21 protein-coding genes are annotated in these 19,945 nt (G+C 65.3%); 11 read left to right on the top strand and 10 right to left on the bottom strand.

The genetic code is table 11. The features are described from left to right. The first annotated feature begins 30 nt into the window (after positions 1 to 30). From lysA to FJ424_RS27590, 3 genes are all read left to right on the top strand, one after another. A complete protein-coding gene (lysA, locus tag FJ424_RS27600) occupies positions 31 to 1,299 on the top strand; it encodes a diaminopimelate decarboxylase (RefSeq protein ID WP_140658782.1) in 1,269 nt (422 codons plus the stop codon). Between the two features lie 28 nt (positions 1,300 to 1,327). Beyond that, a complete protein-coding gene (locus tag FJ424_RS27595; RefSeq protein ID WP_140658781.1) occupies positions 1,328 to 2,269 on the top strand; it encodes a threonine/serine dehydratase in 942 nt (313 codons plus the stop codon). Positions 2,270 to 2,383: 114 nt separating this feature from the next. After that, complete coding sequence (locus FJ424_RS27590) at positions 2,384 to 5,011, top strand: TIGR02302 family protein (RefSeq protein ID WP_140658780.1); 2,628 nt, start codon at positions 2,384 to 2,386, stop codon at positions 5,009 to 5,011. Positions 5,012 to 5,147: 136 nt separating this feature from the next. On the opposite strand, the gene FJ424_RS27585 is transcribed toward FJ424_RS27590, so the two are convergent. After that, positions 5,148 to 6,032, bottom strand: coding sequence for a LysR family transcriptional regulator (locus FJ424_RS27585; RefSeq protein WP_140658779.1), 885 nt, complete (start codon positions 6,030 to 6,032; stop codon positions 5,148 to 5,150). A 368-nt stretch (positions 6,033 to 6,400) separates the two neighbouring features. On the opposite strand from FJ424_RS27585, the gene FJ424_RS27580 reads away from it, so the two are divergent. Next, the gene (locus tag FJ424_RS27580; protein WP_140658778.1) at positions 6,401 to 7,354 is read left to right on the top strand and encodes a DMT family transporter; all 954 of its coding nucleotides are present in this window, start codon (positions 6,401 to 6,403) and stop codon (positions 7,352 to 7,354) included. On the opposite strand, the gene FJ424_RS27575 is transcribed toward FJ424_RS27580, so the two are convergent. The 3 genes from FJ424_RS27575 to FJ424_RS27565 all read right to left on the bottom strand — a co-directional run bounded on the left by FJ424_RS27575 (position 7,337) and on the right by FJ424_RS27565 (position 9,069). Then, positions 7,337 to 7,708, bottom strand: a complete 372-nt coding sequence (locus FJ424_RS27575; RefSeq protein ID WP_140645187.1) for a response regulator — start codon at positions 7,706 to 7,708, stop codon at positions 7,337 to 7,339. The genes FJ424_RS27580 and FJ424_RS27575 overlap by 18 nt on opposite strands. A gap of 83 nt (positions 7,709 to 7,791) precedes the next feature. Next, on the bottom strand, positions 7,792 to 8,334 hold the full coding sequence (gene hpt / locus FJ424_RS27570; protein WP_027167478.1) for a hypoxanthine phosphoribosyltransferase: 543 nt from the start codon (positions 8,332 to 8,334) through the stop codon (positions 7,792 to 7,794). Between the two features lie 147 nt (positions 8,335 to 8,481). Next, complete coding sequence (locus FJ424_RS27565) at positions 8,482 to 9,069, bottom strand: DUF3426 domain-containing protein (protein WP_140658777.1); 588 nt, start codon at positions 9,067 to 9,069, stop codon at positions 8,482 to 8,484. A 222-nt stretch (positions 9,070 to 9,291) separates the two neighbouring features. Here FJ424_RS27565 and ftsE point away from each other — a divergent pair, with 222 nt between their 5' ends. From ftsE to FJ424_RS27550, 3 genes are all read left to right on the top strand, one after another. Beyond that, a complete protein-coding gene (gene ftsE, locus FJ424_RS27560) occupies positions 9,292 to 9,951 on the top strand; it encodes a cell division ATP-binding protein FtsE (RefSeq protein WP_027167480.1) in 660 nt (219 codons plus the stop codon). Further along, on the top strand, positions 9,944 to 10,936 hold the full coding sequence (locus FJ424_RS27555; protein ID WP_140658776.1) for an ABC transporter permease: 993 nt from the start codon (positions 9,944 to 9,946) through the stop codon (positions 10,934 to 10,936). The genes ftsE and FJ424_RS27555 overlap by 8 nt, the downstream gene beginning before the upstream one ends. Positions 10,937 to 11,132: 196 nt before the next feature. Continuing rightward, the gene (locus FJ424_RS27550) at positions 11,133 to 11,822 is read left to right on the top strand and encodes a YdcF family protein (RefSeq protein WP_246677363.1); all 690 of its coding nucleotides are present in this window, start codon (positions 11,133 to 11,135) and stop codon (positions 11,820 to 11,822) included. Here FJ424_RS27550 and FJ424_RS27545 read toward each other — a convergent pair. Then, positions 11,819 to 12,439: a pyridoxamine 5'-phosphate oxidase family protein gene (locus tag FJ424_RS27545; RefSeq protein ID WP_140658774.1), complete on the bottom strand. Its 621-nt coding sequence runs from the start codon at positions 12,437 to 12,439 to the stop codon at positions 11,819 to 11,821. The two genes, FJ424_RS27550 and FJ424_RS27545, sit on opposite strands and share 4 nt — an antisense overlap. Positions 12,440 to 12,540: 101 nt before the next feature. On the opposite strand from FJ424_RS27545, the gene FJ424_RS27540 reads away from it, so the two are divergent. Continuing rightward, positions 12,541 to 13,443: a LysR family transcriptional regulator gene (locus FJ424_RS27540; protein ID WP_140658773.1), complete on the top strand. Its 903-nt coding sequence runs from the start codon at positions 12,541 to 12,543 to the stop codon at positions 13,441 to 13,443. Positions 13,444 to 13,606: 163 nt separating this feature from the next. Further along, entirely contained in the window at positions 13,607 to 14,401 is a 795-nt protein-coding gene (locus FJ424_RS27535; RefSeq protein WP_140658772.1) for a 1-acyl-sn-glycerol-3-phosphate acyltransferase, read from the top strand. Between the two features lie 4 nt (positions 14,402 to 14,405). Here the strand turns inward: FJ424_RS27535 and FJ424_RS27530 are convergent, their stop codons facing one another. From FJ424_RS27530 to FJ424_RS27520, 4 genes are all read right to left on the bottom strand, one after another. Then, complete coding sequence (locus FJ424_RS27530) at positions 14,406 to 15,026, bottom strand: LysE family translocator (protein ID WP_140658771.1); 621 nt, start codon at positions 15,024 to 15,026, stop codon at positions 14,406 to 14,408. A gap of 76 nt (positions 15,027 to 15,102) precedes the next feature. Continuing rightward, positions 15,103 to 16,050: an aldo/keto reductase gene (locus FJ424_RS27525; RefSeq protein ID WP_140658770.1), complete on the bottom strand. Its 948-nt coding sequence runs from the start codon at positions 16,048 to 16,050 to the stop codon at positions 15,103 to 15,105. A 79-nt stretch (positions 16,051 to 16,129) separates the two neighbouring features. Beyond that, complete coding sequence (locus FJ424_RS33725; protein ID WP_181182169.1) at positions 16,130 to 16,294, bottom strand: hypothetical protein; 165 nt, start codon at positions 16,292 to 16,294, stop codon at positions 16,130 to 16,132. Beyond that, positions 16,291 to 16,812, bottom strand: coding sequence for a gamma-glutamylcyclotransferase (locus FJ424_RS27520; protein ID WP_140658769.1), 522 nt, complete (start codon positions 16,810 to 16,812; stop codon positions 16,291 to 16,293). Before FJ424_RS27520 ends, FJ424_RS33725 begins: the two co-directional genes overlap by 4 nt. 125 nt (positions 16,813 to 16,937) lie before the next feature. Between FJ424_RS27520 and FJ424_RS27515 the strand changes: the two genes are divergently transcribed. Together FJ424_RS27515 and FJ424_RS27510 are read left to right on the top strand one after the other, a co-directional pair. Next, positions 16,938 to 17,936, top strand: coding sequence for a DUF2125 domain-containing protein (locus FJ424_RS27515; RefSeq protein WP_140658768.1), 999 nt, complete (start codon positions 16,938 to 16,940; stop codon positions 17,934 to 17,936). 7 nt (positions 17,937 to 17,943) lie between these two features. Next, complete coding sequence (locus FJ424_RS27510; RefSeq protein WP_140658767.1) at positions 17,944 to 18,888, top strand: sugar kinase; 945 nt, start codon at positions 17,944 to 17,946, stop codon at positions 18,886 to 18,888. Between the two features lie 120 nt (positions 18,889 to 19,008). Here FJ424_RS27510 and FJ424_RS27505 read toward each other — a convergent pair whose 3' ends face one another. After that, positions 19,009 to 19,944, bottom strand: coding sequence for a prephenate/arogenate dehydrogenase family protein (locus tag FJ424_RS27505; RefSeq protein WP_181182168.1), 936 nt, complete (start codon positions 19,942 to 19,944; stop codon positions 19,009 to 19,011). Position 19,945: the final 1 nt, after the last annotated feature.

Here is a 19,945-nt window from a genome sequence, read left to right as displayed (position 1 = left end):
TCGAGCTTCAACCCTCCGGAACCGAACCCCGTGAACCATTTCGACTACCGCGACGGCGTGCTCCACGCCGAGGACGTCGCCATCCCCGACATCGCAGCCGAGGTCGGCACGCCCTTCTATTGCTATTCGACGGCGACGCTGACCCGGCATTTCCGCGTCTTCAAGGAGGCCTTTTCCGGCCTCGACGCGCTGGTCTGCTACGCCATGAAGGCGAACTCCAACCAGGCCGTGCTGAGGACGCTGGCCAGGCAGGGCGCGGGCGCCGACGTGGTCTCCGAAGGCGAATTGCGCCGCGCCCTGGCCGCCGGCGTCCCGGCCAGCAAGATCCTGTTTTCCGGCGTCGGCAAGACCGCGCGCGAGATGGACTTCGCGCTTTCCGCCGGCATTCTCTGCTTCAACGTCGAATCCGAGCCGGAGCTGGAATTGCTGTCGGCGCGTGCCGTGGCCTTCGGCAAGGTGGCGCCCATCTCGCTGCGCATCAATCCGGATGTCGATGCCAGGACCCACAAGAAGATCTCGACCGGCAAGGCCGAGAACAAGTTCGGCATTCCGTGGCAGCGCGCGCGGCAGGTCTATGCCCGCGCGGCTGAACTGCCCGGGATCAGGGTGACCGGCATCGACACCCATATCGGCAGCCAGATCACCGAATTGCAGCCGTTCGACGATGCCTTCGCATTGCTGGTCGAACTGGTCGGGGCGCTGCGCGCCGACGGACATTCGATCGAGCATGTCGATCTCGGCGGCGGCCTCGGCATTCCCTACCGCGTCGACAACAACCCGCCGCCGCTGCCCGACGCCTATGCCGAGATCGTCAGGAAGCACGTCACCAGTCTTGGCCTGAAAGTGATGTTCGAGCCCGGCCGCCTGATCGTCGGCAATGCCGGCATCCTGGTGTCTGAGGTCATCTATGTGAAGGAAGGCGACGCCAAGAACTTCCTCGTCGTCGACGCCGCCATGAACGACCTGATCCGGCCGACCCTCTATGACGCCTTCCACGACATCCGGCCGGTGGTGCAGCCGCCTGCCTCCGCGCCGCGCATGAAGGTCGACGTCGTTGGCCCGGTCTGCGAGACCGGCGATTTCATCGGTCTCGACCGCGACCTGCCAAGATTGAAGGCAGGCGATCTGATCGCGGTTTCCACCGCCGGCGCCTATGGCGCGGTGCAGGCCGGCACCTACAACACCAGGCTCCTGGTGCCAGAGGTGCTGGTCGACGGCGACCGTTTTCATGTCGTGCGGCCGCGCCAGACCTATGAGGACCTGATCGGACTGGATTCGGTTCCCGACTGGCTGAAATAACCGAGCGGCGCGCCTTAAGGAGTTGGCCATGCTGGAAAAAAAGACGATCACACGCGAGCGCATCGCCGCTGTCGAACCGCGCATCCGCCCCTATGTCCGCCACACGCCGGTGATGCGCGTCGACCTGGCGGATTTCGGCCGTCCCGCCTTTCCGATCGATCTCAAGCTCGAATGCCTGCAGCATTCCGGCTCGTTCAAGGCGCGTGGCGCCTTCACCAACCTGCTCGAGCGCCAGGTGCCCGAGGCCGGCGTGGTCGCCGCGTCCGGCGGCAATCATGGCGCCGCCGTCGCTTATGCCGCCATGAAGCTCGGCCACAAGGCGACCATCTTCGTGCCCGAGGTCAGCCCGCCGGCGAAGCTCGCGCGCATTCGCGGCTACGGCGCCGAGTTGGTGGTCGTCGGCGCGCGTTATGCAGAGGCGCTCGCCGCCAGCGAGGATTTTGCGACCAGGACCGGCGCCTTGCAGATCCATGCCTTCAACCAGGAGGAAACGCTGCTCGGCCAGGGCACGCTCGGCCTGGAGATCGAAGCCGACTTGCCCGAAATCGACACGCTGCTGGTCGCCGTGGGCGGCGGCGGCCTGATCGGCGGCATCGCCGCCTGGTTCTCGGGACGCATCCGCATCGTCGCCATCGAGCCCGAGGGGGCGCCGACGCTTTACCGCGCCTTGGAGGCCGGCCAGCCGGTCGATGCGCCCGCCGAAGGCATTGCCGCCGATTCGCTGGCGCCGAAGCGCGTCGGCGAAATGATGTTCCCGATCGCCGAGGCGTTCGTCGAACGCTCGATCCTGGTCAGCGACGACGACATCGTCGCGGCGCAGAAAGCGCTGTGGGACCGCGTGCGAATCATCGCCGAGCCCGGTGGCGCCGCGGCCTTCGCCGCCATGCTTTCCGGGCGCTATGTGCCGGCGGAGGGCGAGCGCGTGGCGGTCCTCGTCTGCGGTTCCAACACGAATCCCGCCAATTTCTGATCGTAACCCGGCCAAACCGCTTCACGTTTTTGGAACCCGCCTCGCCTTTGCCGTGTTTGCTGGTATCCTTCTGGTGATGACGTCCGGGCTATTGTGCCCGGGCAGGAAGGGCCGATGACCGAACGACCCATTTCCAGCGGCGAACGCGGCCGGGCCGGCGATGGACGCCTGGCCGGGCGCTTGGCGCTCAGCCGGTTGGCGACGCGGGCCTCGATGACCTTCGAGCGCGCCTGGCCTCTCGTGCTGCCGCTGCTGGTCGTCGCCAGCCTGTTTTTCAGCTTTTCGTGGTTCGGCCTTTTCCCGCGCCTGCCGGACTCGGCGCGTATCGGCCTTCTGATCCTGTTCGCGCTGGCGGCGGTCGCGGCGCTCTATCCGCTGCGTTTCTTCCGCATGCCCTCGGCCGCCGAGGTCGACAGGCGCATCGAGGCGGCGAACGAATTGCTGCACAGCCCGGTGCAGGTGCAGACCGACCGGCCAAGCGGCGCCGACAGCATCTTCTCGCAGGCGCTGTGGCGCGAGCACCAGAAGCGCATGGCCGAGCGGCTTTCGAGCCTCGGCGCCGACCGGCCGCGCACCGGCGTGCCGGACTATGACCGCTGGGGCCTGCGCGCTGTGGCGGGGCTGCTGTTCGTCACGGCTTTGGCCTTCTCCTTCGGACCCTTTGGCGGCAGGATCAGCGACGCTTTTGTCGCCCGCGCCGCGCACGACGCCGTGCCGCCGCGCATCGACGCCTGGGTGACGCCGCCCGCCTATACCGGCAAGGCGCCGCTGTTCCTGACCGCCGATGCCAATCAGGCCGTCCAGACCTTTTCCGTTCCGCAAGGCAGCGACGTTTCGCTGCGCGTCACTGGCGGCTCGGGCGAGGAAACGCTGAGCTATGCCGATCAAGGCGGCAATGACCGCGCCATCGAGCCCGCGGCGCCCCCCGGAGCAGCCAAGGGGACTGCGCCCGCCGCCGCCAGCCAGACGGCGCCAAACGTGCGACAGTTCTCCGGCAAGCTGAACACCAACGGCACGCTGACGCTGAAATCCGGCGAGGGCGATCTCGGCCATTGGGCCTTTGCCGTCATTCCCGACAAGCCACCGACGATTCGCTTCGTCGGCGAGCCGAAGCGCGCGGTCAACGGCGCCATCGAGCTGAACTACCAGATCGACGACGACTACGGCGCCGCCTCTGCCAAGGCCGTTTTCGAGCCGTCGAACCCGCCGGCCGCCAACGCCCATCCGCTCTACGGCGCGCCCGACATGCCGCTGACGCTGCCGCGCCGCGGCGGCAAGGCGAACGCGGCCAAGACGACCAAGGACCTCACCGAGCATGTCTGGGCCGGCACCAACATCAAGCTGACGCTGAGCGTCACCGACGATGCCGGCCACACCGCGACCAGCGAAACCAAGACAATGGTGATGCCGGAGCGGCCTTTCGCCAATCCGCTCGCCCGCGCGGTGATCGAGCAGCGCCGGCTGCTGGCGCTCGACACCAATGCCAAGCCGCGCGTCCTCGACCTGATGGACGCGATCACGCTGCGTCCCGAGGACACGTTCGACAACATGTCGAACTATCTCGCCATCATGAGCGCGAGGAGCCGGCTGAAGCTCTCCGAGAGCGACGACCAGCTGCGCAACGTCGTGTCCTATCTGTGGGAGATCGCGCTCGGCATCGAGGAAGGCAATCTGTCGGCCGCCGAGCGGCGGCTGCGCCAGGCGCAGCAGGCGTTGCAGGATGCCATCAAGAACGGCGCCAGCGATCAGGAGATCGAGAAGGCGATGAAGGAACTGCGCGAGGCGATGAACCAGTTCCTGCAGGAATTCGCCCAGCGCGCGCAACAGAACCCGAACGCGCCGCAGATGCAGCAGAACGGCCGCGAGCTGCGCCAGAGCGATATCGACCGCATGATGGACCAGATCGAGAATCTGGCCAAATCGGGCGATCGCGACAAAGCCCAGCAGCTTCTCTCCGAGCTGCAGGACATGATGAACAACCTGCAGGCCGGCCGCCAGCAGCAAGGCGGCGAGCAGGACAGCGAGCTGCGACAGCAGATGGACAAGCTCGGCGACATCATGCGCCGCCAGCAGGAAATGATGAACGACACATTCCGGCTGGACCAGATGCAGCGCGGGCAGCGTGGCGAAGGCGGCGAGCAACAGCAGCTTGGCGAGGACGGCGAACAGGGCCAGTTCGACGACCAGCAGCAGCGGCCCGGTCCCGGCCAGGACCGCGATCCGCTCGGACGTCCGAAAATGTCGCCGAAGGATTTGGCCGATGCGCTGAAGCAGTTGCAGGAGGGCCAGGGCCAGCTGCAGAGCGAGCTCGACCAGCTGAAGAAGGGGCTCGAGGGCATGGGCATGGAGCCCAATGAGGGCTTCGGCGAGGCCGGCAAATCGATGGGCAATGCCGAACAATCGCTGGGCCAGGGCGACGGCGACCAGGCCGTCGGCCACCAGGGCCGCGCGCTGGAGGCGCTGCGCCGTGGCGCCAAGGACATGATGAAACAGATGCAGGCCATGCAGGGCGATCAGGGCGGCAGCGAGCAGGGCGGCCGCCAGCAGGACGCCGACCGCGATCCGCTGGGGCGGCCGCGCGCCACCAACGGCCCCGATGACGGCACCTCGGTCAAGGTTCCCGACGAGATCGACGTGCAGCGCGCGCGCCAGATCCTCGACGCGATCCGCAAGCGGCTCGGCAATGCGCTCAGCCCCGATATCGAGCGCAGCTATCTCGAGCGGCTGCTGGAGCTGAAGTAAGCTCGCCTACGCCTTCCGGATTTCCGTCACCTACGCCGAAACTTGGACCCGTCACCCGATCCTGCGCATGTTCGACATCGCCAAGGCGCGCGAATTCTATCGGCAAACCGCTCCAAACCGGACACAGTTGCAGAATTCAAAGACCGGCCGCAACCGGTGCCTGCCTGGTCAGCATGAAGGCCTCGCGGATCGCATTCTCCATGCCGTCGATCGCTTCGCCCGTCGCCAGCGGATTGCGGTGCAGGACGACATTGGAGGAATCGATGTCGCCGAAACCGTCGGCGACCGTCAGCTCACGGCAATCGTCCGGGATGTTGCTGCGCGAGATCGGCGCGATCGCCAGGCCGGAAGTGACGGCGAGCGTCAGGCCGCCATTGGTGTCGCTCGTATAAGCGACCCGGTAGTCGAGGCCGCGCTGCTGCAGCGACTTGATGGCGAAGTCGCGGCACCAGCCGTTGCGGCTGTAAAGCGCGATCGGCACCGGCCGTTCCTCATGCATGTGGTGCAGCGTCGACGTCACCCACACCGTGGGGTCGTGCATCAGCACCTCGCCGCCGGAAGAGCCCTCCCATTCGAACACCACCGCGAGATCGAGCTCGCCAGCCGCGAGCGCCCTCACCTGCGAATCAGAATGCGCGTAGCGCACCGTGACCTCGACGCGCGGATGGCGCTTGGCGAATTCGCCGAGTGCCCGCGACAGGATCGACCGGCCATATTCGGCCGGGATGCCGATGCGCACCAGCCCGCCGAGCGGCGGCGCCACCAGCGAGGCGGCCGTCTCGTCGAGCAGCGAGACGATCCGCCGCGCGTTCGAGATCAATTCGCTGCCGCGGCGCGTCAATGCCACGCCGCGCGAGCCGCGCTCGAACAGATCGTCGCCGACCATGTCCTCCAGCTTCTTCATCTGCATCGACACGGCCGATTGCGTGCGCCCGGCTTTCTCCGCCGCGCGTGTGAAATTGCCGGTTTCGGCCACCGCCACGAAGGTGCGCAGGAGGTCGCTGTCGAGCACGGGCTTCATCGATTTCCGCCATAAGAAAATTTGATTGCTGGCATCATTCCAATTCGTTTGCAAGATGTCAAACGCCGCAGGATAGTCGCCACACCCATTGGATATGCGACCGCGAAATCGGCCGCGGACCAATCGAAGAGTCCTCACTCGTACCCGCTGCCTGAAAATGGTAGCGGGTTCTTTTTACGAGCATGATGCCGAAAAGTGGGAACCGGTTTTCGGACAAGATCATGCTCAAACGACAACAGTTGGAGCAGGATGACGGTTCAACGAAGCGTCATCCTGCTCTACGGGCAATTCCAGGAAAAGTGCCCAGCGGTTTTCCGTCCGGAATTGTGTGAATTGAATAACCAACGGCTCGCGGGGGGCCGACATTGATGCAGAACCGGATGGTGCTAGGCATTCTGAGCCTCTGCCTCGGCGTGCTGGTCTTTTCGCTGCAGGATCCGCTGGTGAAGGCGGTGTCGAGCGGCTATCCGGTGACCGAGGTGATGGCGATCCGCGCTATCGTCGCGCTGCCGATCCTGATCGTGCTCGTCCAGGCCGATGTCGGCCTGAAGGCGGTACTGTCGAAGCGCTTCGGCATGCTGACGCTGCGCGCCTTCATCCAGTTCTCGTCCTACACGGTCTACTATCTGGCGATCGCCGCCTTGCCGCTGGCCGACGCGGTGGCGCTCTATTTCATGGCGCCGCTGTTCATCATGGCGATGGCCGGCCCTTATCTCGGCGAGCGCGTCTCGTGGAAGACGCTGGCGACCGTGCTGATTGGCTTGGTCGGCGTGCTGGTGATGGTGCGTCCAGGCGCCGGCGTGTTCGACTGGGCGGCGCTGCTGTCGCTCGGCTCAGCCTTCCTCTACGGCTTTTCGCAGTTGATGGCGCGCCGCATCGGCGACACCGAATCGTCGACGGTGATGGCCTTCTACCAGAACGGCGCCTACCTCAGCGGCGCCATTGCCGTCGCGGCCGTCTTTCATCTCGCCGGCATCACCCACGCGGCGCATCCGAGCATCGAATTCCTGGTGCGGCCATGGGTGTGGCCGACGATGCCGGATTTCCTCAAGATGGCCGCCTGCGGCTTCGTCGCTTCCGCCGGCATGATCCTGCTGTCGCAGGCCTACCGCATGGCGCCGGCCAACCGCGTCGCCACGTTCGAATACACCGGCATTCTCTGGTCGCCGCTGTGGGGTTTCCTGTTCTTCGCCGAGGTGCCGCGCGAAACGACCGTGCTGGGCGCGGCGCTGATCATCGGCGCCGGCCTGCTTGCGCTCAGCGGCGGGCGTCGGCGAAGGGCCGCGCCGGGCGCAGGGGCGGTCTCAAGCGAAGCAGCTTAATGCCTTGCCGACACGGGCGCGGATCTCGGCAAGCGTAAACGGCTTTTGCACGACATCGAGGATGATGCCGTTGAGTTCCTCGGCGCGCTCGCGCTGATCGGCATAGCCGGTCATCAGCACGATCCTCATCGTCGGGAATTCTCTCGCGGCCGCCGTCGCCATCTCGATGCCGTCCATCTCCGGCATGCGGATGTCGGACACCACCAGATCGTAGCCGCCACGGGCCTGCCGGATCATGTCCAGGCCCTGCGCACCGTCGGTGGCAATGGTGACATTGTGGCCGTCGCGCTCCAGAGCGCGGGCGGCGAGGGTGCGGACGGACTCATCGTCCTCGACGATCAGAAGCTTTGCCATGCCGAGATAGATGCCGCCGAAACGTTGACGTTTTCTGAAAATTCTAACGAACGGCGGCTTTTCGGGACGACTCCCGCGCCTCCTCAGGCGTCGCCCTTGACCACCCCGACAAACGGCAGTTCGCGGAAGGCATGGGCGACATCCATGCCGTAGCCGACGACGAAATAGTCCGGGCAGTCGAAGCCGACATAGTCGGCGTTGAGCGAGGTCTGGCGGCGCATGCGCTTGTCGAGCAGCACGGCAATGGCGCAGCTCTTGGCGCCGCGCGAAAGCATCAGGTCGCGGGTGAAGGAAAGCGTCTTGCCGGATTCCAGTATGTCGTCGATCAACAGCACATCGCGGCCGGCGACCTCATTGTCGATGTCGCGCAGCACCCTGACCTCGCCGCTCGTGGTGCCGGCGCCGTAGCTGGAAATGAAGATGAACTCGACTTCCGGCGACAGGCCGACATCATGCATGGCGCGGATGAGATCGGCGGCGAAGACGAACGAGCCCTTGAGGATCGAGATCACCAGCAGGTCGTGATAGTCGCGCCCGGCGATTTCCTTGGCGAGCTCGAGATTGCGGCGCGCGATCGCCGACGCCGAAAACAGGACCTCAATGTCCTTGCCACGCACAACTGGCATAGTTTTTCCTTCAAAAATCGGCGCACGTGAACGCCGGCCGTAGCCTCAATTTAACTGCCACGCCACTCCTAAATGCTTCGGCCGGCGAAGGCCGGAAGCGCAGGAAGCCGCTATTTGCAGGCCGGCCTCACCTGAATATCGACCCGTCTAGCCGGCGAAGATGACTGCGACGGTTCTTACGCCGTCTTTAGGCACATCGAAGCGGCTGGAAAAGCCGAATCTTTCGCCGGGCGCCAGCGAGTGGTTGGATGTCCCCAGCCTGTAGCGGATGATGTTGGAATTGTTGTCGGTGACGCGGATTTCGAGCGGCGGCAGCGTTTGCGACCTCGTCCCGTCATTGGCCGCCTCGCCATCCACGAACAGCACCGGCCTCAAGCCCGATTCATCGATGCGCGACGTTACGCCGGAAATGGTGAGCGCGCTTGCCGGCGCCGCGGCTGCCCAAAAGGGGCTCTGCCGGACCAGCGCATGACCGCCCGACACCCAGAAGGAGATCAGCGCTATGCCGACGCCGGCAATCCAGAACGTCGGGCCGCCGCGCGAGGATCGCGACGGCGCGGCTTCCGGTTTGCGCAGCATGCCCATGCCTTTGATCGGCGGCGTCGGAGGGATCTGCGGCGGGGGCGCCGACGGCGTCGCGGCAAATCGCGGCAGCACCACATAATCGGCATCGACGATATCGGCTGCATCGAACATGACGCGATCCGGCGCGGCATTTGTTGCCGTGCCGGTCATGATTTCGCCGGAAACAGGGCGCGCGGTTCTCTCGTCAGCCACTACGGCACCAGTGCAGTCTTCGTTTCTTTTGCGTAAACGGAATAGGTTAACGCTTCCCCTCCGGAATGGCTTTGATGCGCGCTGAACGTTGCAAAATTAACCGCCGGTTAACCATGCCGGCCGATGGTCTGTTAAAGTAGATTGTGGCGCGTCGCCGCCGAAAGTTTCAGGTCGCCGAACGTGATCCGCTTCGAAAATGTCGGCCTCCGCTATGGCATGGGTCCGGAGATCCTCCGCGACATCTCCCTGCACATTCCGGAGCGCTCCTTTCAATTCCTGAGCGGCCCCTCGGGTGCCGGCAAGACGACCTTGCTGCGCCTTTTGTTCATGTCGCTGAAGCCGACGCGCGGCCTGATCACCATCTTCGGCAAGGACCGCTCGCGCATCTCGCGAGGCGAACTGCCGCTGCTGCGCCGCCGCATCGGCGTGGTGTTCCAGGATTTCCGCCTGCTCGACCACATGACCACCTACGAGAATGTCGCGCTGCCGTTGCGCGTGCGCGGGCGCGAGGAAGCAAGCTACCGCACCGACGTGACCGAGCTTCTGAAATGGGTCGGCCTCGGCGACCGCATGCATGTCCTGCCGCCGGTGCTTTCGGGCGGCGAGAAGCAGCGCGCCGCGATTGCCCGGGCCTTGATCGAGCAGCCGGAGATCCTGCTTGCCGACGAGCCGACCGGCAATGTCGATCCGCCGCTGGCGCGCCGGCTGCTCAGGCTGTTCATCGAATTGAACCGGCTGGGCACAGCCGTGGTCATCGCCACCCACGACCTCGGCCTGATGGAGCAGGTCGATGCGCGCCGCATGATTCTGGCCGGCGGAAGGCTGGACGTCTATGACTGACTTTCCGGCCGATCACCTGCACGATGAAGCCGACGCCGAGGCGCCGGTGACGGTCCGGCGTGTGCAGCGCAAGACGGCGCCAATCGTGCCGGCGCAAAACATCGCCGGGCGGGCACTGGTGCTGGTCATCGCCATCATGACCTTCCTGTCCTGCCTCACCTTCGGCGCGGTGACGCTGGTGCGCGATACCGCCTCCGTCTGGGAGAACCAGATCTCGCGCGAGGCGACGATCCAGATCAAGCCGGCCGACGGCCTCGACATGGAGGCTGCCCTTGCGCAGGCCTCGCAGATCGCCGGCGAGTTCCCCGGCGTGAAGGGCACCAAGATCATCGACCGCGAGGCGACGGCGCGCCTTCTGGAGCCATGGCTGGGCAGCGGCCTCAACATCGACGAGCTGCCGGTACCGCGCCTCATCATCGTCACCATCGACGAGGCCAGCCCGCCGGACTTTGCCGCCATGCGCGCCGCCATCACACCCAAGATCCCGACCGCCGCGCTCGACGATCATCGTACCTGGGTCGACCGTCTGGTCGCCATGGCGCACACGACGGTGACGATCGGCATCGCCGTGCTGGTGCTGATGCTGTCGGCGACCGTGCTGACGGTGGTGTTCGCCACACGCGGCGCCATGGCCGGCAATGGCCATATCATCGAGGTGCTGCATTTCGTCGGCGCCGAGGCGCGCTTCATCGCGCGCGAATTCCGCTGGCACTTCCTGGTCACCGGCATGAAGGGCGCGGCTGCCGGCGGCGCTCTGGCGATCGCCGTCTTCATCGTCTTTTCCTGGTGGTCGTCGCGCAACATAGCCACGCCCCAGGCCGACCAGGCAACCGCTTTGTTCGGCAATTTCGCCATCGGTTCCGCCGGCTATTTCGGCGTCGGCCTGATGGTGCTGGTGATCGGCGCGCTGACAGCGGCGACCTCGCACGCGACCGTCGTCACCTATCTCAGCGACATCGACGTTCGCCAACCGGATGCGGGCTGACCCATGAGTTCAGACCGAAAATCGGCGCAAAGCGTTATATCCAAACAGGACAACGATCACAGATGAGACACTTGCCGTAACGCAATGTGCGCCGTCTTACCTATCAAAGGCCGCATTTCGGAGTTAACCATGGGATGCTTTCGGGATTAACCTGGGGATGATGGAAGCGCGGGAGTCGATCGGGACAACTGGACGGATGCCGGTGGTGCATGCACGCGCCGCTGCTTCCGCCACGCCCGGCCGTTTGAGGTTTGCCCTGCGCGTCTGCGGTTTCATCGTTCTCGCCGCGCTGGTGCTTTTTGCCGGCGGCTTCGGCTGGTTCGCCGACAAGGTCAGCCACATGACCACCCCGCTCAACCCGGCCAGGGCCGACGCCATCATCGTGCTCACCGGCGGTCAGTCGCGGCTCGACGCGGCGATGGACCTGCTGGCCTCTGGCAAGGGCGAACGCCTGCTGATCAGCGGCGTCCATCCATCGGCCACCAAGCGCCAGTTGCAGGCGGCAATGGGCGGCGACAAGCAGCTCTTCTCCTGCTGCGTCGATATCGACCGCGCTGCGCTCGACACTATCGGCAATGCCGAGGAAAGCGCCAAATGGGTGGAGAACCACGCCTATGGCAGCATCATCATCGTCACCAATAATTACCACATGCCGCGCAGCCTGCTCGAAATGAGCCGGCTGCTGCATGGCGCGCGCCTCGAGCCCTATCCGGTGGTCAACACCAATCTCGGCAATGGCGGCTGGCTGACCAAGCCGGAAGCCCTGCGCGTGCTGCTGACCGAATACAGCAAATATGTGCTGTCGCTGGCGCGCGGCTTCCTGCCGCTCCGCGCGGCGCCCGAGGGCGTCACGCTGGCGGAAGCATCGACTGTGGTGAAGAACTAAACCTTAGCCGCCGCATTCTCGCGCAGGCGCGCAATCTCCTGCTCCAGGCTTGCGATGCGCCGGTCGCGCTCGGCCAGCGCCGCCGCGACATCCGCCGCCTCGAAACGCTGCGGGATGTGCTGCGGGCAATTGGCATCCCAGGCCGTAACCGTGAACAGGATCGCCTGCTCCGGCCGCGCCTTGTAATCCGGCGGCATCAGCCTCGCCGTCAACTCCGGGTCATTTTCGACGACACCCGCCCTGCCCCAGATCTTGATGCGCTGCCTGAGCATGTAGTCGATCAGAAACAGGAAAGCCTGGTCGTTGTCCTTGAGATTGCCCTGGGTGATGAACTGCCGGTTGCCGGAAAAATCGGCAAAGCCGATCCTGTGCTCGTCGAGCACCTTAAGGAAGCCGGCAGGCCCGCCGCGATGCTGGATGTAGGGCTGGCCTTCGGCGTTTGCCGTCGCCAGGAACACGCTGGTCTGCGCTTCGATGAAGGCGGCGAGGTCGGCAGTGATCGTCGCCCGCCAGCCGCCGCGCTGCTCGACGCGCGCATAGGAGTCGCGCGATCCCTTGCGGGACTGGATGGCCTTGACGGTCGGCGTGAAGGCGACGTCGCTGGTGAATTCATTCATGCTGGCGCTCCTCGGACAGGATCGCAGATCAATTAGCCACTTTCGAAAATCGGATGTAGAGGGCATATTCGCAATCTATCTTTCCAGATTTCGGAAGAATAATGGATCGCCTCGACGCCATGTCCCTGTTCGTCACCACGGTTGAGGCGGGCAGCCTGTCCGCCGCGGCGCGCCGCGCCGGCGTGCCGCTGCCGACCGTCAGCCGCAAGCTCTCCGAACTGGAGAAGCACTTAGGGACGCGCCTGCTCAACCGCTCGACGCGGCGGCTGACGCTGACCGATCCCGGCCAGTCCTATCTCATCGCCTGCCGCCGCATTCTCGACGAGGTGAGCGAGGCCGAGCGCTCTGCCGCCGGCGAATACCTCAACCCAACCGGTGAGTTGGTCATCACCGCGCCGGTCGTCTTCGGCCGCCTGCATGTGCTGCCGGTAATCACCGGCTTTCTAGCCGTCTATCCGCAAGTGGACGTCCGCCTGACCTTGTCGGACCGGATCACCCAACTGGCCGAGGAGCATATCGATCTGGCGGTGCGCATCAGCGAACTGCCGGATTCGGCCATGGTTGCAATCCGCGTCGGCTCGATCCGCCGCATCGTCTGCGCAAGCCCCGCCTATCTCGCCCTACATGGCACGCCGGAGAAACCATCTGAACTCGCGGGCCACAACTGCGTCACCTTCGAAGGTCTCTCCGCGCCCGCGACCTGGACTTTCGGCACGGGCAAGACGGAGATCGTGGTGCCGGTGCGCTCGCGGCTGCAGGTCAACACCGCCGAGGCGGCGATCGATGCCGCGATTGCAGGCTTGGGCCTGACTAGGGTTCTGTCCTACCAGGCCGACGCTGCCGTGCGCGCCGGCGCGCTACGGGTGGTGCTGGAGCCGTTCGAGCCGCCGCCCTGGCCGGTCAGCCTCGTTCATGCCGGCCAGGGCCGGCTGCCGGTGAAGCTGCGCGCCTTCCTCGATTTTGCGGCACCGCGCCTGAAGGAGCGGCTGGCGCGGGCGCTTTAAGCAATTCCCGGAAAAATGCATCGCGGTTAGGTTCGGCGACTTCGCCGTAACCCTCCGTCCGGAATTGCGGCAAAACAAGAGTGGCCGGCATTCGACCACCGTGCCGTTTCCTTTTTGCAGCCGCTTGGTGTAACCAACGCACACTTCCTCACGGGCCCCTTGCATGCTCATCATCCGCTCGCTGGCGTTCAATCTCGTCTTCTATCTCAACCTGATCGTCCAGATGATCTTCTGGACGCCCTATTATTTCCTGTCGCCGCGCCACCGCGCCTGGTTCGTGCCGAAATTCTGGTCGCGCACCTCGATGTGGCTCTATGACAAGATCGCCGCGACCACGAGTGAGATCACGGGTGTCGAGAACCTGCCCGAAGGCTCCTTCATCCTGGCGCCGAAGCATCAGTCCTTCTGGGACGCGATCGCCTTCTTCCCCCATCTCGACGATGCCCTCTACATCCTGAAGCGCGAGCTGACCTGGATCCCCTTCTTCGGCTGGTACATCATGAAGATGCGCATGATCCCGGTCGATCGGGGCAGCCGCTCGAAGGCGCTGAAGGCGGTCGTTGCCGCCACCAGGCAGGAAATGGATCGCAATCCGCGCCAGCTCATCATCTACCCCGAAGGCACGCGCCGCCCGCCGGGCGCCGAGCCGTCCTACAAATACGGCATTGTCGAGATCTATTCGCAACTGGGCGTGCCGGTGGTGCCGGTCGCCCATGTCGCCGGCCTCTACTGGCCGCGCCGCAAGTTCCTGCGCTATCCCGGCACCATCAAGGCCCGCTTCCTGCCGCCGATCCCGCCCGGTCTCGGCAAGGACGAATTCATGCAGCGGCTGATCGGCGAGACCGAAGCCGCCTGCGATCAGATGCTTGTCGAGGCGGCGCAAGCGCCGAACCCGCCGCCCATGCCGCCGACTGCAGTGAAGCGGCTGGCGGAGCTCGGCGCGACCGCGAAGACCTGATCGGCTACCGCAACGCCGCCAGCGCAGTCGTCAGCACGAGCGTGGCGGCAAACGCCAGATTGATGATCCGCGAGGCCAGCGGATGGCGCAGGAAGCGCGCGAAAGCCGTTCCGGCAAGCAGCCACGCCACATGGATCGCGACGATCATCGCGGCAAGCACCATTAGCCTGGTGGAAACGCCGAGCGTATCGGCCCGCGACGCTGCGCCGGCGAACACGGCGCCGATCGCCACATAGGCTTTCGGATTGGCGATGGCGAGCATGAAGCCGCCGAGAAAATCAGGTTTCGTCGCCATGCTGCCGCGCTCGGCCAATGGCGGCGCGGTCGCGATCTTGAAAGCGAGATAAAGGATGTAGGCCGACGAGGCGGTCGCCAGCACCGGCGTCAGAAACGGCAGCGAGGTCAGCATGCCGAAAATCCCGGCCGCCACCGCCAGAAGCACGGCGATCGTGCCGAGCGCCACGCCAGACGTGTAAGCCAGGGAAGGGCGCAGGCCGAAAGCCGCGCCAATAGCGGTGACGCTGATCGTCGCCGGTCCCGGACTGCCCATCACGACCGTCGCGGCCACGATAAGTGCCAGCACTTGCTGCCAGGGCTGCGCTTCGCCCAAGATGCCGTCGGCCATGCCGTACCTCCTCCTGCCGCAATGCGACAGGATTTACGAGGGATCGTCATGGCCGTCTTGGACGATCGTGCGAATGCTATGAGCTGGCGCGGTCCAGCGCCCCGATATCGTCGGCTGAAAGCTTGAGCGACGCGGCGCGGATCAGGCTGTCCATCTGGGCGGGCGTCGTGGCGCTGGCGATCGGCGCGGTGACGCCCGGTCGCGCGATGATCCAGGCCAGCGCCACTTCCGCCTGCTTGGCCGAATGGCGCTCGGCCACGGCATCGAGGGCGGAAAGGATGCGCATGCCGCGCTCGTTGAGGTAGCCGGCAACGCCCTCGCCGCGCGCGCTTTTCCCGAGATCGGCCTTGCCGCGGTATTTGCCGCTCAAAAATCCTTTGGCCAGGCCGAAATAGGTGATGACGCCGATATCCTCGGCCTTGCAGAGGTCGAGCAGCGGTCCGTCGAGCGACGAGCGGTCGTACAAATTGTATTCAGGCTGCAGCACCTCGTAGCGCGGCAGGCTGCGCAGGCTGGCGACGTCGAGCGCCGCGCGCAACTGCCCGGCATCGAGATTGGAACAGCCGGCATAGCGGATCTTGCCCTTTTCGAGCAGGCGCTGATAGGCGCCGAGCGTTTCCTCGTAAGGCGTCGCCGGATCCGGCCAATGCGACAGATAGAGGTCGATGACATCGACCTGAAGCCGCTTCAGCGAAGCGTCGACCGCCTTTTCGATATAGGCGGCGGAGAGGTCCTTCTTGCCTTGCCCCATGTCGGAGCCGACCTTGGTGATGACGACGACATGATCGCGGTTGCCGCGGCTTTTCATCCAGTTGCCGATGATGGTTTCCGATTCGCCGCCCTTGTTGCCCGGAACCCAGCGCGAATAGGCATCGGCCGTATCGACGGCATTCAGGCCGGCGCCCACGAACCGGTCGAGCAGGTCGAAGGAGGTCTTCTCGTCGGCGGTCCAGCCGAAGACGTTGCCGCCCAGGACCAGCGGCGCGATGGAAAGGTCGGTGCGACCGAGACGGCGTTTCTGCAAGACTGATCTCCGTGATGCTGGAAAGGGCTTGATGCCCAAGGATGGGGTTGCCGCTAAGCTAGGTCGTGCCCGGCGGAGGTCAAAGGCATGGTTTTGCTTTTTGATCGGACCAGGGCAATTCCAGCAAAAGTGCGCAGCGGTTGGGCTCGGCGGTTTTGCCGTAGCCTTGCGCCCGGAATTGCGTAAAAACAAAGAGATAGAGCCCATTGAAGGCGAAATTATTTTCGCCGGAAATGCTCTTCACGAAGGCGCGATCCGGCGGCCCACCTCCTCCAGCCAGTGATCGCGGATGCCGAGCGCCTTGAGATGCTCGAGCGTGCTCAAGACATAGTCCTCGTTCCGGCCTGACTGGCCGACGGCGCCGCGAACGACCTCTGCGGCGTGATCGGCATCGAGCCCGCCGGCATATTGCTCATGCTGCCGGTCGACGGTGTAGGCGACCGCCTCGACCGAACTGCCGCCATCCAGCCGGACATCGAGCATGCGTTCGATATAGACGCTGGTCACCAGCTCGCGCTCGCGCAGGTAGGAAAGTACCTCGTCGCGCAAATTGCCGGGAACACGGTATGCCAGGCCGATGCAGGAGCCGCCCCGGTCGAGGCCGAGCACCAGGCCCGGCCGGGTGCGTGTGCCGCGATGCACGAAGGAATAGACGCAAAGCGAGCGGCGATAGCCGTAAAGCCGGGCGCGGCGCGTCTCGACATGGGCAAATCCGGGCCGCCAGATCAGCGACCCATAGCCAAAAACCCAAAAATCGCCCATATCGCCAAGCCTGATCGCATTCGAGTGAACGACACCGCACCGCCAAGGTGCTTCTTCTGTCCCCCGCTTGTTTGCGTGAGAGTGAATGCCCGCTCGCTGGATGAGGGGTTAACGAGAGCCGCAGCATGACGTCAAGTGACGAGCGATCACCCAAACCTCGCCGCCGGCTGTTCTGGCTTGCCGCGTTCATCCTCGTGCTGTTTGCCATTTACAGCGGCGGCTGGTTCTATCTCGCCGGCAGGCTCAAGGCCGAGGCCGATCAGGCGGTGGCGAGGCTGGGCAGCAATGGGATCGCCGCCGGTTGCGCCAACCTCGCCGTCACCGGCTATCCGATGAGCTTCATGGTCTCCTGCGACAACATCGCCTACGAAGACGACGCCCGGAAGGTCGCCGCCTCCACCGGAAGCTTCAATGCCGTCGCCGGGATCACCGGACCCTTGTCGCCGGTCGCCGACCTGCGCGGGCCGCTGCGGACGATGGCGCCCGGCATGCCGCCGCTCTGGATCGACTGGGACCAGTTGCAGGCCAATGTCAAAGTGTGGTGGCCGCTGCCACGGAGCGTTTCGCTGCAGGCTGAAGGCTTGAACGGTCAGACCGATCCGCAGGACGACACAGACCCGATGCAGTTGTTCAGTGCCGGCAAGGCGGCCGGCCAGTTGCAGCCGGCCGGCCAGGACATCAACTATGTCGGCAGCTTCGGCGATCTGGAGATCAATGCGGATGCCATCGACGGACGCGTGCTGCCGGCGCTGGACGGCAGTGGCGACGTAACGCTGAAGAACGGCATAGCGCTGATCGCCGCGCCGCCGAAAAGCCTGCGCGGCCAGTCGATCGACATCGCCAAGCTCGACCTGTCGTCGGGAACCGCGCGCATCACGGTGTCCGGGCCGGTCTCCGTCGACGCGGAAGGCCTGATCGACGCAAGCCTGACGATCAAGCTCAAGGACCCCAAGGCGGTGGCGGCCATCCTTGGCGGTGCCATGCCGGAGCACAAAAGCGAAATCGACCAGGGCTTTGCCGCCATTGCCATGCTTGGCAAGGAACCGTCCTTGCCGCTCAAGATCGTCAAGGGCAAGGCCTCGCTGGGCTTCATCCCGCTTGGCAAGATCAAGCCGTTAGAGTAGCGCAGCGATGGCGCGGCCGGTCAGACTGCTCAGCGTCGGCGCCTTCACCCTCGACACGATCCTTCGCGTCGAGGCGCTTCCCGCGCATCAAGGCAAGTTCATCGCCAGCGACGGCGTCCAGATCGCCTCCGGCATGGCGACGAGCGCCGCCTGCGCCGCGCGGCGCCTCGGCGCCGAGGTCTCGCTATGGGCAAGCGCGGGCGACGATCCGGTCGGCGACCAACTGATCGCGGACATAGAGGCCGAACGCGTCGACTGCAGCCTCGTCCGCCGCGTCGCCGGCGCGCGGTCGGCGCTGGCCGCGATCCTGGTGGATGCGCATGGCGAGCGCGTCATCGTGCCCTTCTACGACAAAAAGGCGCAAGCCGATCCCGAGGCGCTGCCGCTCGCCGACCTTTCCGCCTTCGACGCCGTGCTGGTTGATGTCCGCTGGCCGGGCGCCGCGGCGCTTGCTCTGAGCGCGGCCAGATCGATCGGCCGCCCGGCGATCCTGGATGCCGACACCGCGCCCATCGAGGTGCTGGAGCGGCTGCTGCCCTTGGCCTCGCACATCGTCGCCTCGGAGCCGGCGGCGCGCATCGTCTGCGGCCACGCGCTCGACCCCGAAAGCGCCTGCGCCGACCTTGCCTCGCGCACCGATGCCTTCGTCGCGGTGACCGGCGGCGCGGCAGGCACATGGTGGCATGATCGGGCGGTCGGACGCGTCCGCCATGTCGAGGCACCGAAGGTCAAGGCGGTGGACACACTCGCCGCCGGCGACGTCTTCCATGGCGCCTTCGCCGTCGGCCTCGCCGAGGCCATGTCCACGGAAGAGGCCCTGCGCTTCGCCAGCGCCGCCGCCGCGCTCAAATGCCTGCGCTTCGGCGGCCGCCTCGGCGCGCCGGATCGGGCCGAGACGCTGGCCATGATGGCGGCGCACTGGCCGCCAGCCCGAGAAGGCAAAGGGAGCTGAGATTCAGGTCAGGCCGAGTCGAAAATGGTGGGTCCCGAGAACCGGAGCGGAGCGTACTTGAAGTACGTGAGCACCGGAAGCGCAGGGAGCCGCCATTTGCAGACCGGCCTCACCTGAATATCAGTTCCCTTTGGGGTGCTCGACCGCTTGGCGACCAAAATCCGGCACATCGATGTCCTGGCCGGCCTCGATGATCGAGCGGCGGACGGCGCGGGTGCGGGTGAAGAGATCGAAGAGCTTTTCGCCGTCGCCCCAGCGGATCGCCCGCTGCAGCGACGCCAGATCCTCCGAGAAACGCGCCAGCATCTCCAGAATGGCATCCTTGTTATGCAGGCAAACATCGCGCCACATGGTGGGATCGGAGGCTGCAAGACGCGTGAAGTCGCGAAAGCCGGAGGCGGAATATTTGATGACTTCGCTCTTGGTCACCGCTTCCAAATCGTCCGCCGTGCCGACGATGTTGTAGGCGATGATATGCGGCAGATGCGAAACGATCGCGAGCGTCATGTCGTGGTGCTGCGGGTCCATCGTGTCGATGTTGGAGCCACAGCGTCGCCAGAATTCCGAAAGCTTCTCGAGCGCCGCGGGATCGGTGCCCGGCAGCGGCGTGAAGATGCACCAGCGGTTCTCGAAGAGGTCGGCGAAGCCGGCATCGGGTCCGGACTTTTCCGTGCCGGCCAGCGGATGTCCGGGGATGAAGTGCACGCCTTCCGGCACATGCGGCTGCATTTGCGCGATGACCGAGGCCTTGGTCGAGCCGACATCGGTAAGGATGGCGCCTTTCTTCAGCGTCGGCGCGATCTCGGCCGCGACCTCGCCGGACGAGCCGACCGGCACCGAGACGACGACGAGGTCGGCGTAACGCACCGCTTCGCTGGCATCCGTCGTGTAGGAATCGCCAAGGCCTAGCTCCTCGGCGCGCTTCAGCGTCGATGCGCTGCGCGTCGCGATGGCGATATGGCGCGCCAGGCCCTCGCGGCGGATGACGCGGGCGAGCGACGAGCCGATCAGGCCGATGCCGACCAGCGCTATTTTCTCGAACATCGGTGATGCCATG

Source organism: Mesorhizobium sp. B3-1-8 (assembly GCF_006439495.1).
GTDB lineage: Bacteria > Pseudomonadota > Alphaproteobacteria > Rhizobiales > Rhizobiaceae > Mesorhizobium.
Note: the sequence above shows the minus strand (reverse complement) of the source record. Positions and strands in the feature narration are given on the sequence as shown.

Coding starts and splice junctions, on each gene's coding strand:
- FJ424_RS27595 (WP_140658781.1), top strand. CDS start 1,328: ATGCTGGAAAAAAAGACGATCACACGCGAGCGCATCGCCGCTGTCGAA.
- FJ424_RS27555 (WP_140658776.1), top strand. CDS start 9,944: ATGACTGACTTTCCGGCCGATCACCTGCACGATGAAGCCGACGCCGAG.
- FJ424_RS27565 (WP_140658777.1), bottom strand. CDS start 9,069: ATGACCGGCACGGCAACAAATGCCGCGCCGGATCGCGTCATGTTCGAT.
- FJ424_RS27505 (WP_181182168.1), bottom strand. CDS start 19,944: ATGGCATCACCGATGTTCGAGAAAATAGCGCTGGTCGGCATCGGCCTG.
- FJ424_RS27575 (WP_140645187.1), bottom strand. CDS start 7,708: ATGGCAAAGCTTCTGATCGTCGAGGACGATGAGTCCGTCCGCACCCTC.
- FJ424_RS27530 (WP_140658771.1), bottom strand. CDS start 15,026: ATGGCCGACGGCATCTTGGGCGAAGCGCAGCCCTGGCAGCAAGTGCTG.
- FJ424_RS27510 (WP_140658767.1), top strand. CDS start 17,944: ATGGCGCGGCCGGTCAGACTGCTCAGCGTCGGCGCCTTCACCCTCGAC.
- FJ424_RS27580 (WP_140658778.1), top strand. CDS start 6,401: ATGCAGAACCGGATGGTGCTAGGCATTCTGAGCCTCTGCCTCGGCGTG.
- FJ424_RS27590 (WP_140658780.1), top strand. CDS start 2,384: ATGACCGAACGACCCATTTCCAGCGGCGAACGCGGCCGGGCCGGCGAT.
- hpt (WP_027167478.1), bottom strand. CDS start 8,334: ATGCCAGTTGTGCGTGGCAAGGACATTGAGGTCCTGTTTTCGGCGTCG.
- FJ424_RS27535 (WP_140658772.1), top strand. CDS start 13,607: ATGCTCATCATCCGCTCGCTGGCGTTCAATCTCGTCTTCTATCTCAAC.
- FJ424_RS27515 (WP_140658768.1), top strand. CDS start 16,938: ATGACGTCAAGTGACGAGCGATCACCCAAACCTCGCCGCCGGCTGTTC.
- FJ424_RS27585 (WP_140658779.1), bottom strand. CDS start 6,032: ATGAAGCCCGTGCTCGACAGCGACCTCCTGCGCACCTTCGTGGCGGTG.
- FJ424_RS27545 (WP_140658774.1), bottom strand. CDS start 12,439: ATGAATGAATTCACCAGCGACGTCGCCTTCACGCCGACCGTCAAGGCC.
- FJ424_RS27540 (WP_140658773.1), top strand. CDS start 12,541: ATGGATCGCCTCGACGCCATGTCCCTGTTCGTCACCACGGTTGAGGCG.
- FJ424_RS27550 (WP_246677363.1), top strand. CDS start 11,133: ATGCCGGTGGTGCATGCACGCGCCGCTGCTTCCGCCACGCCCGGCCGT.
- FJ424_RS27520 (WP_140658769.1), bottom strand. CDS start 16,812: ATGGGCGATTTTTGGGTTTTTGGCTATGGGTCGCTGATCTGGCGGCCC.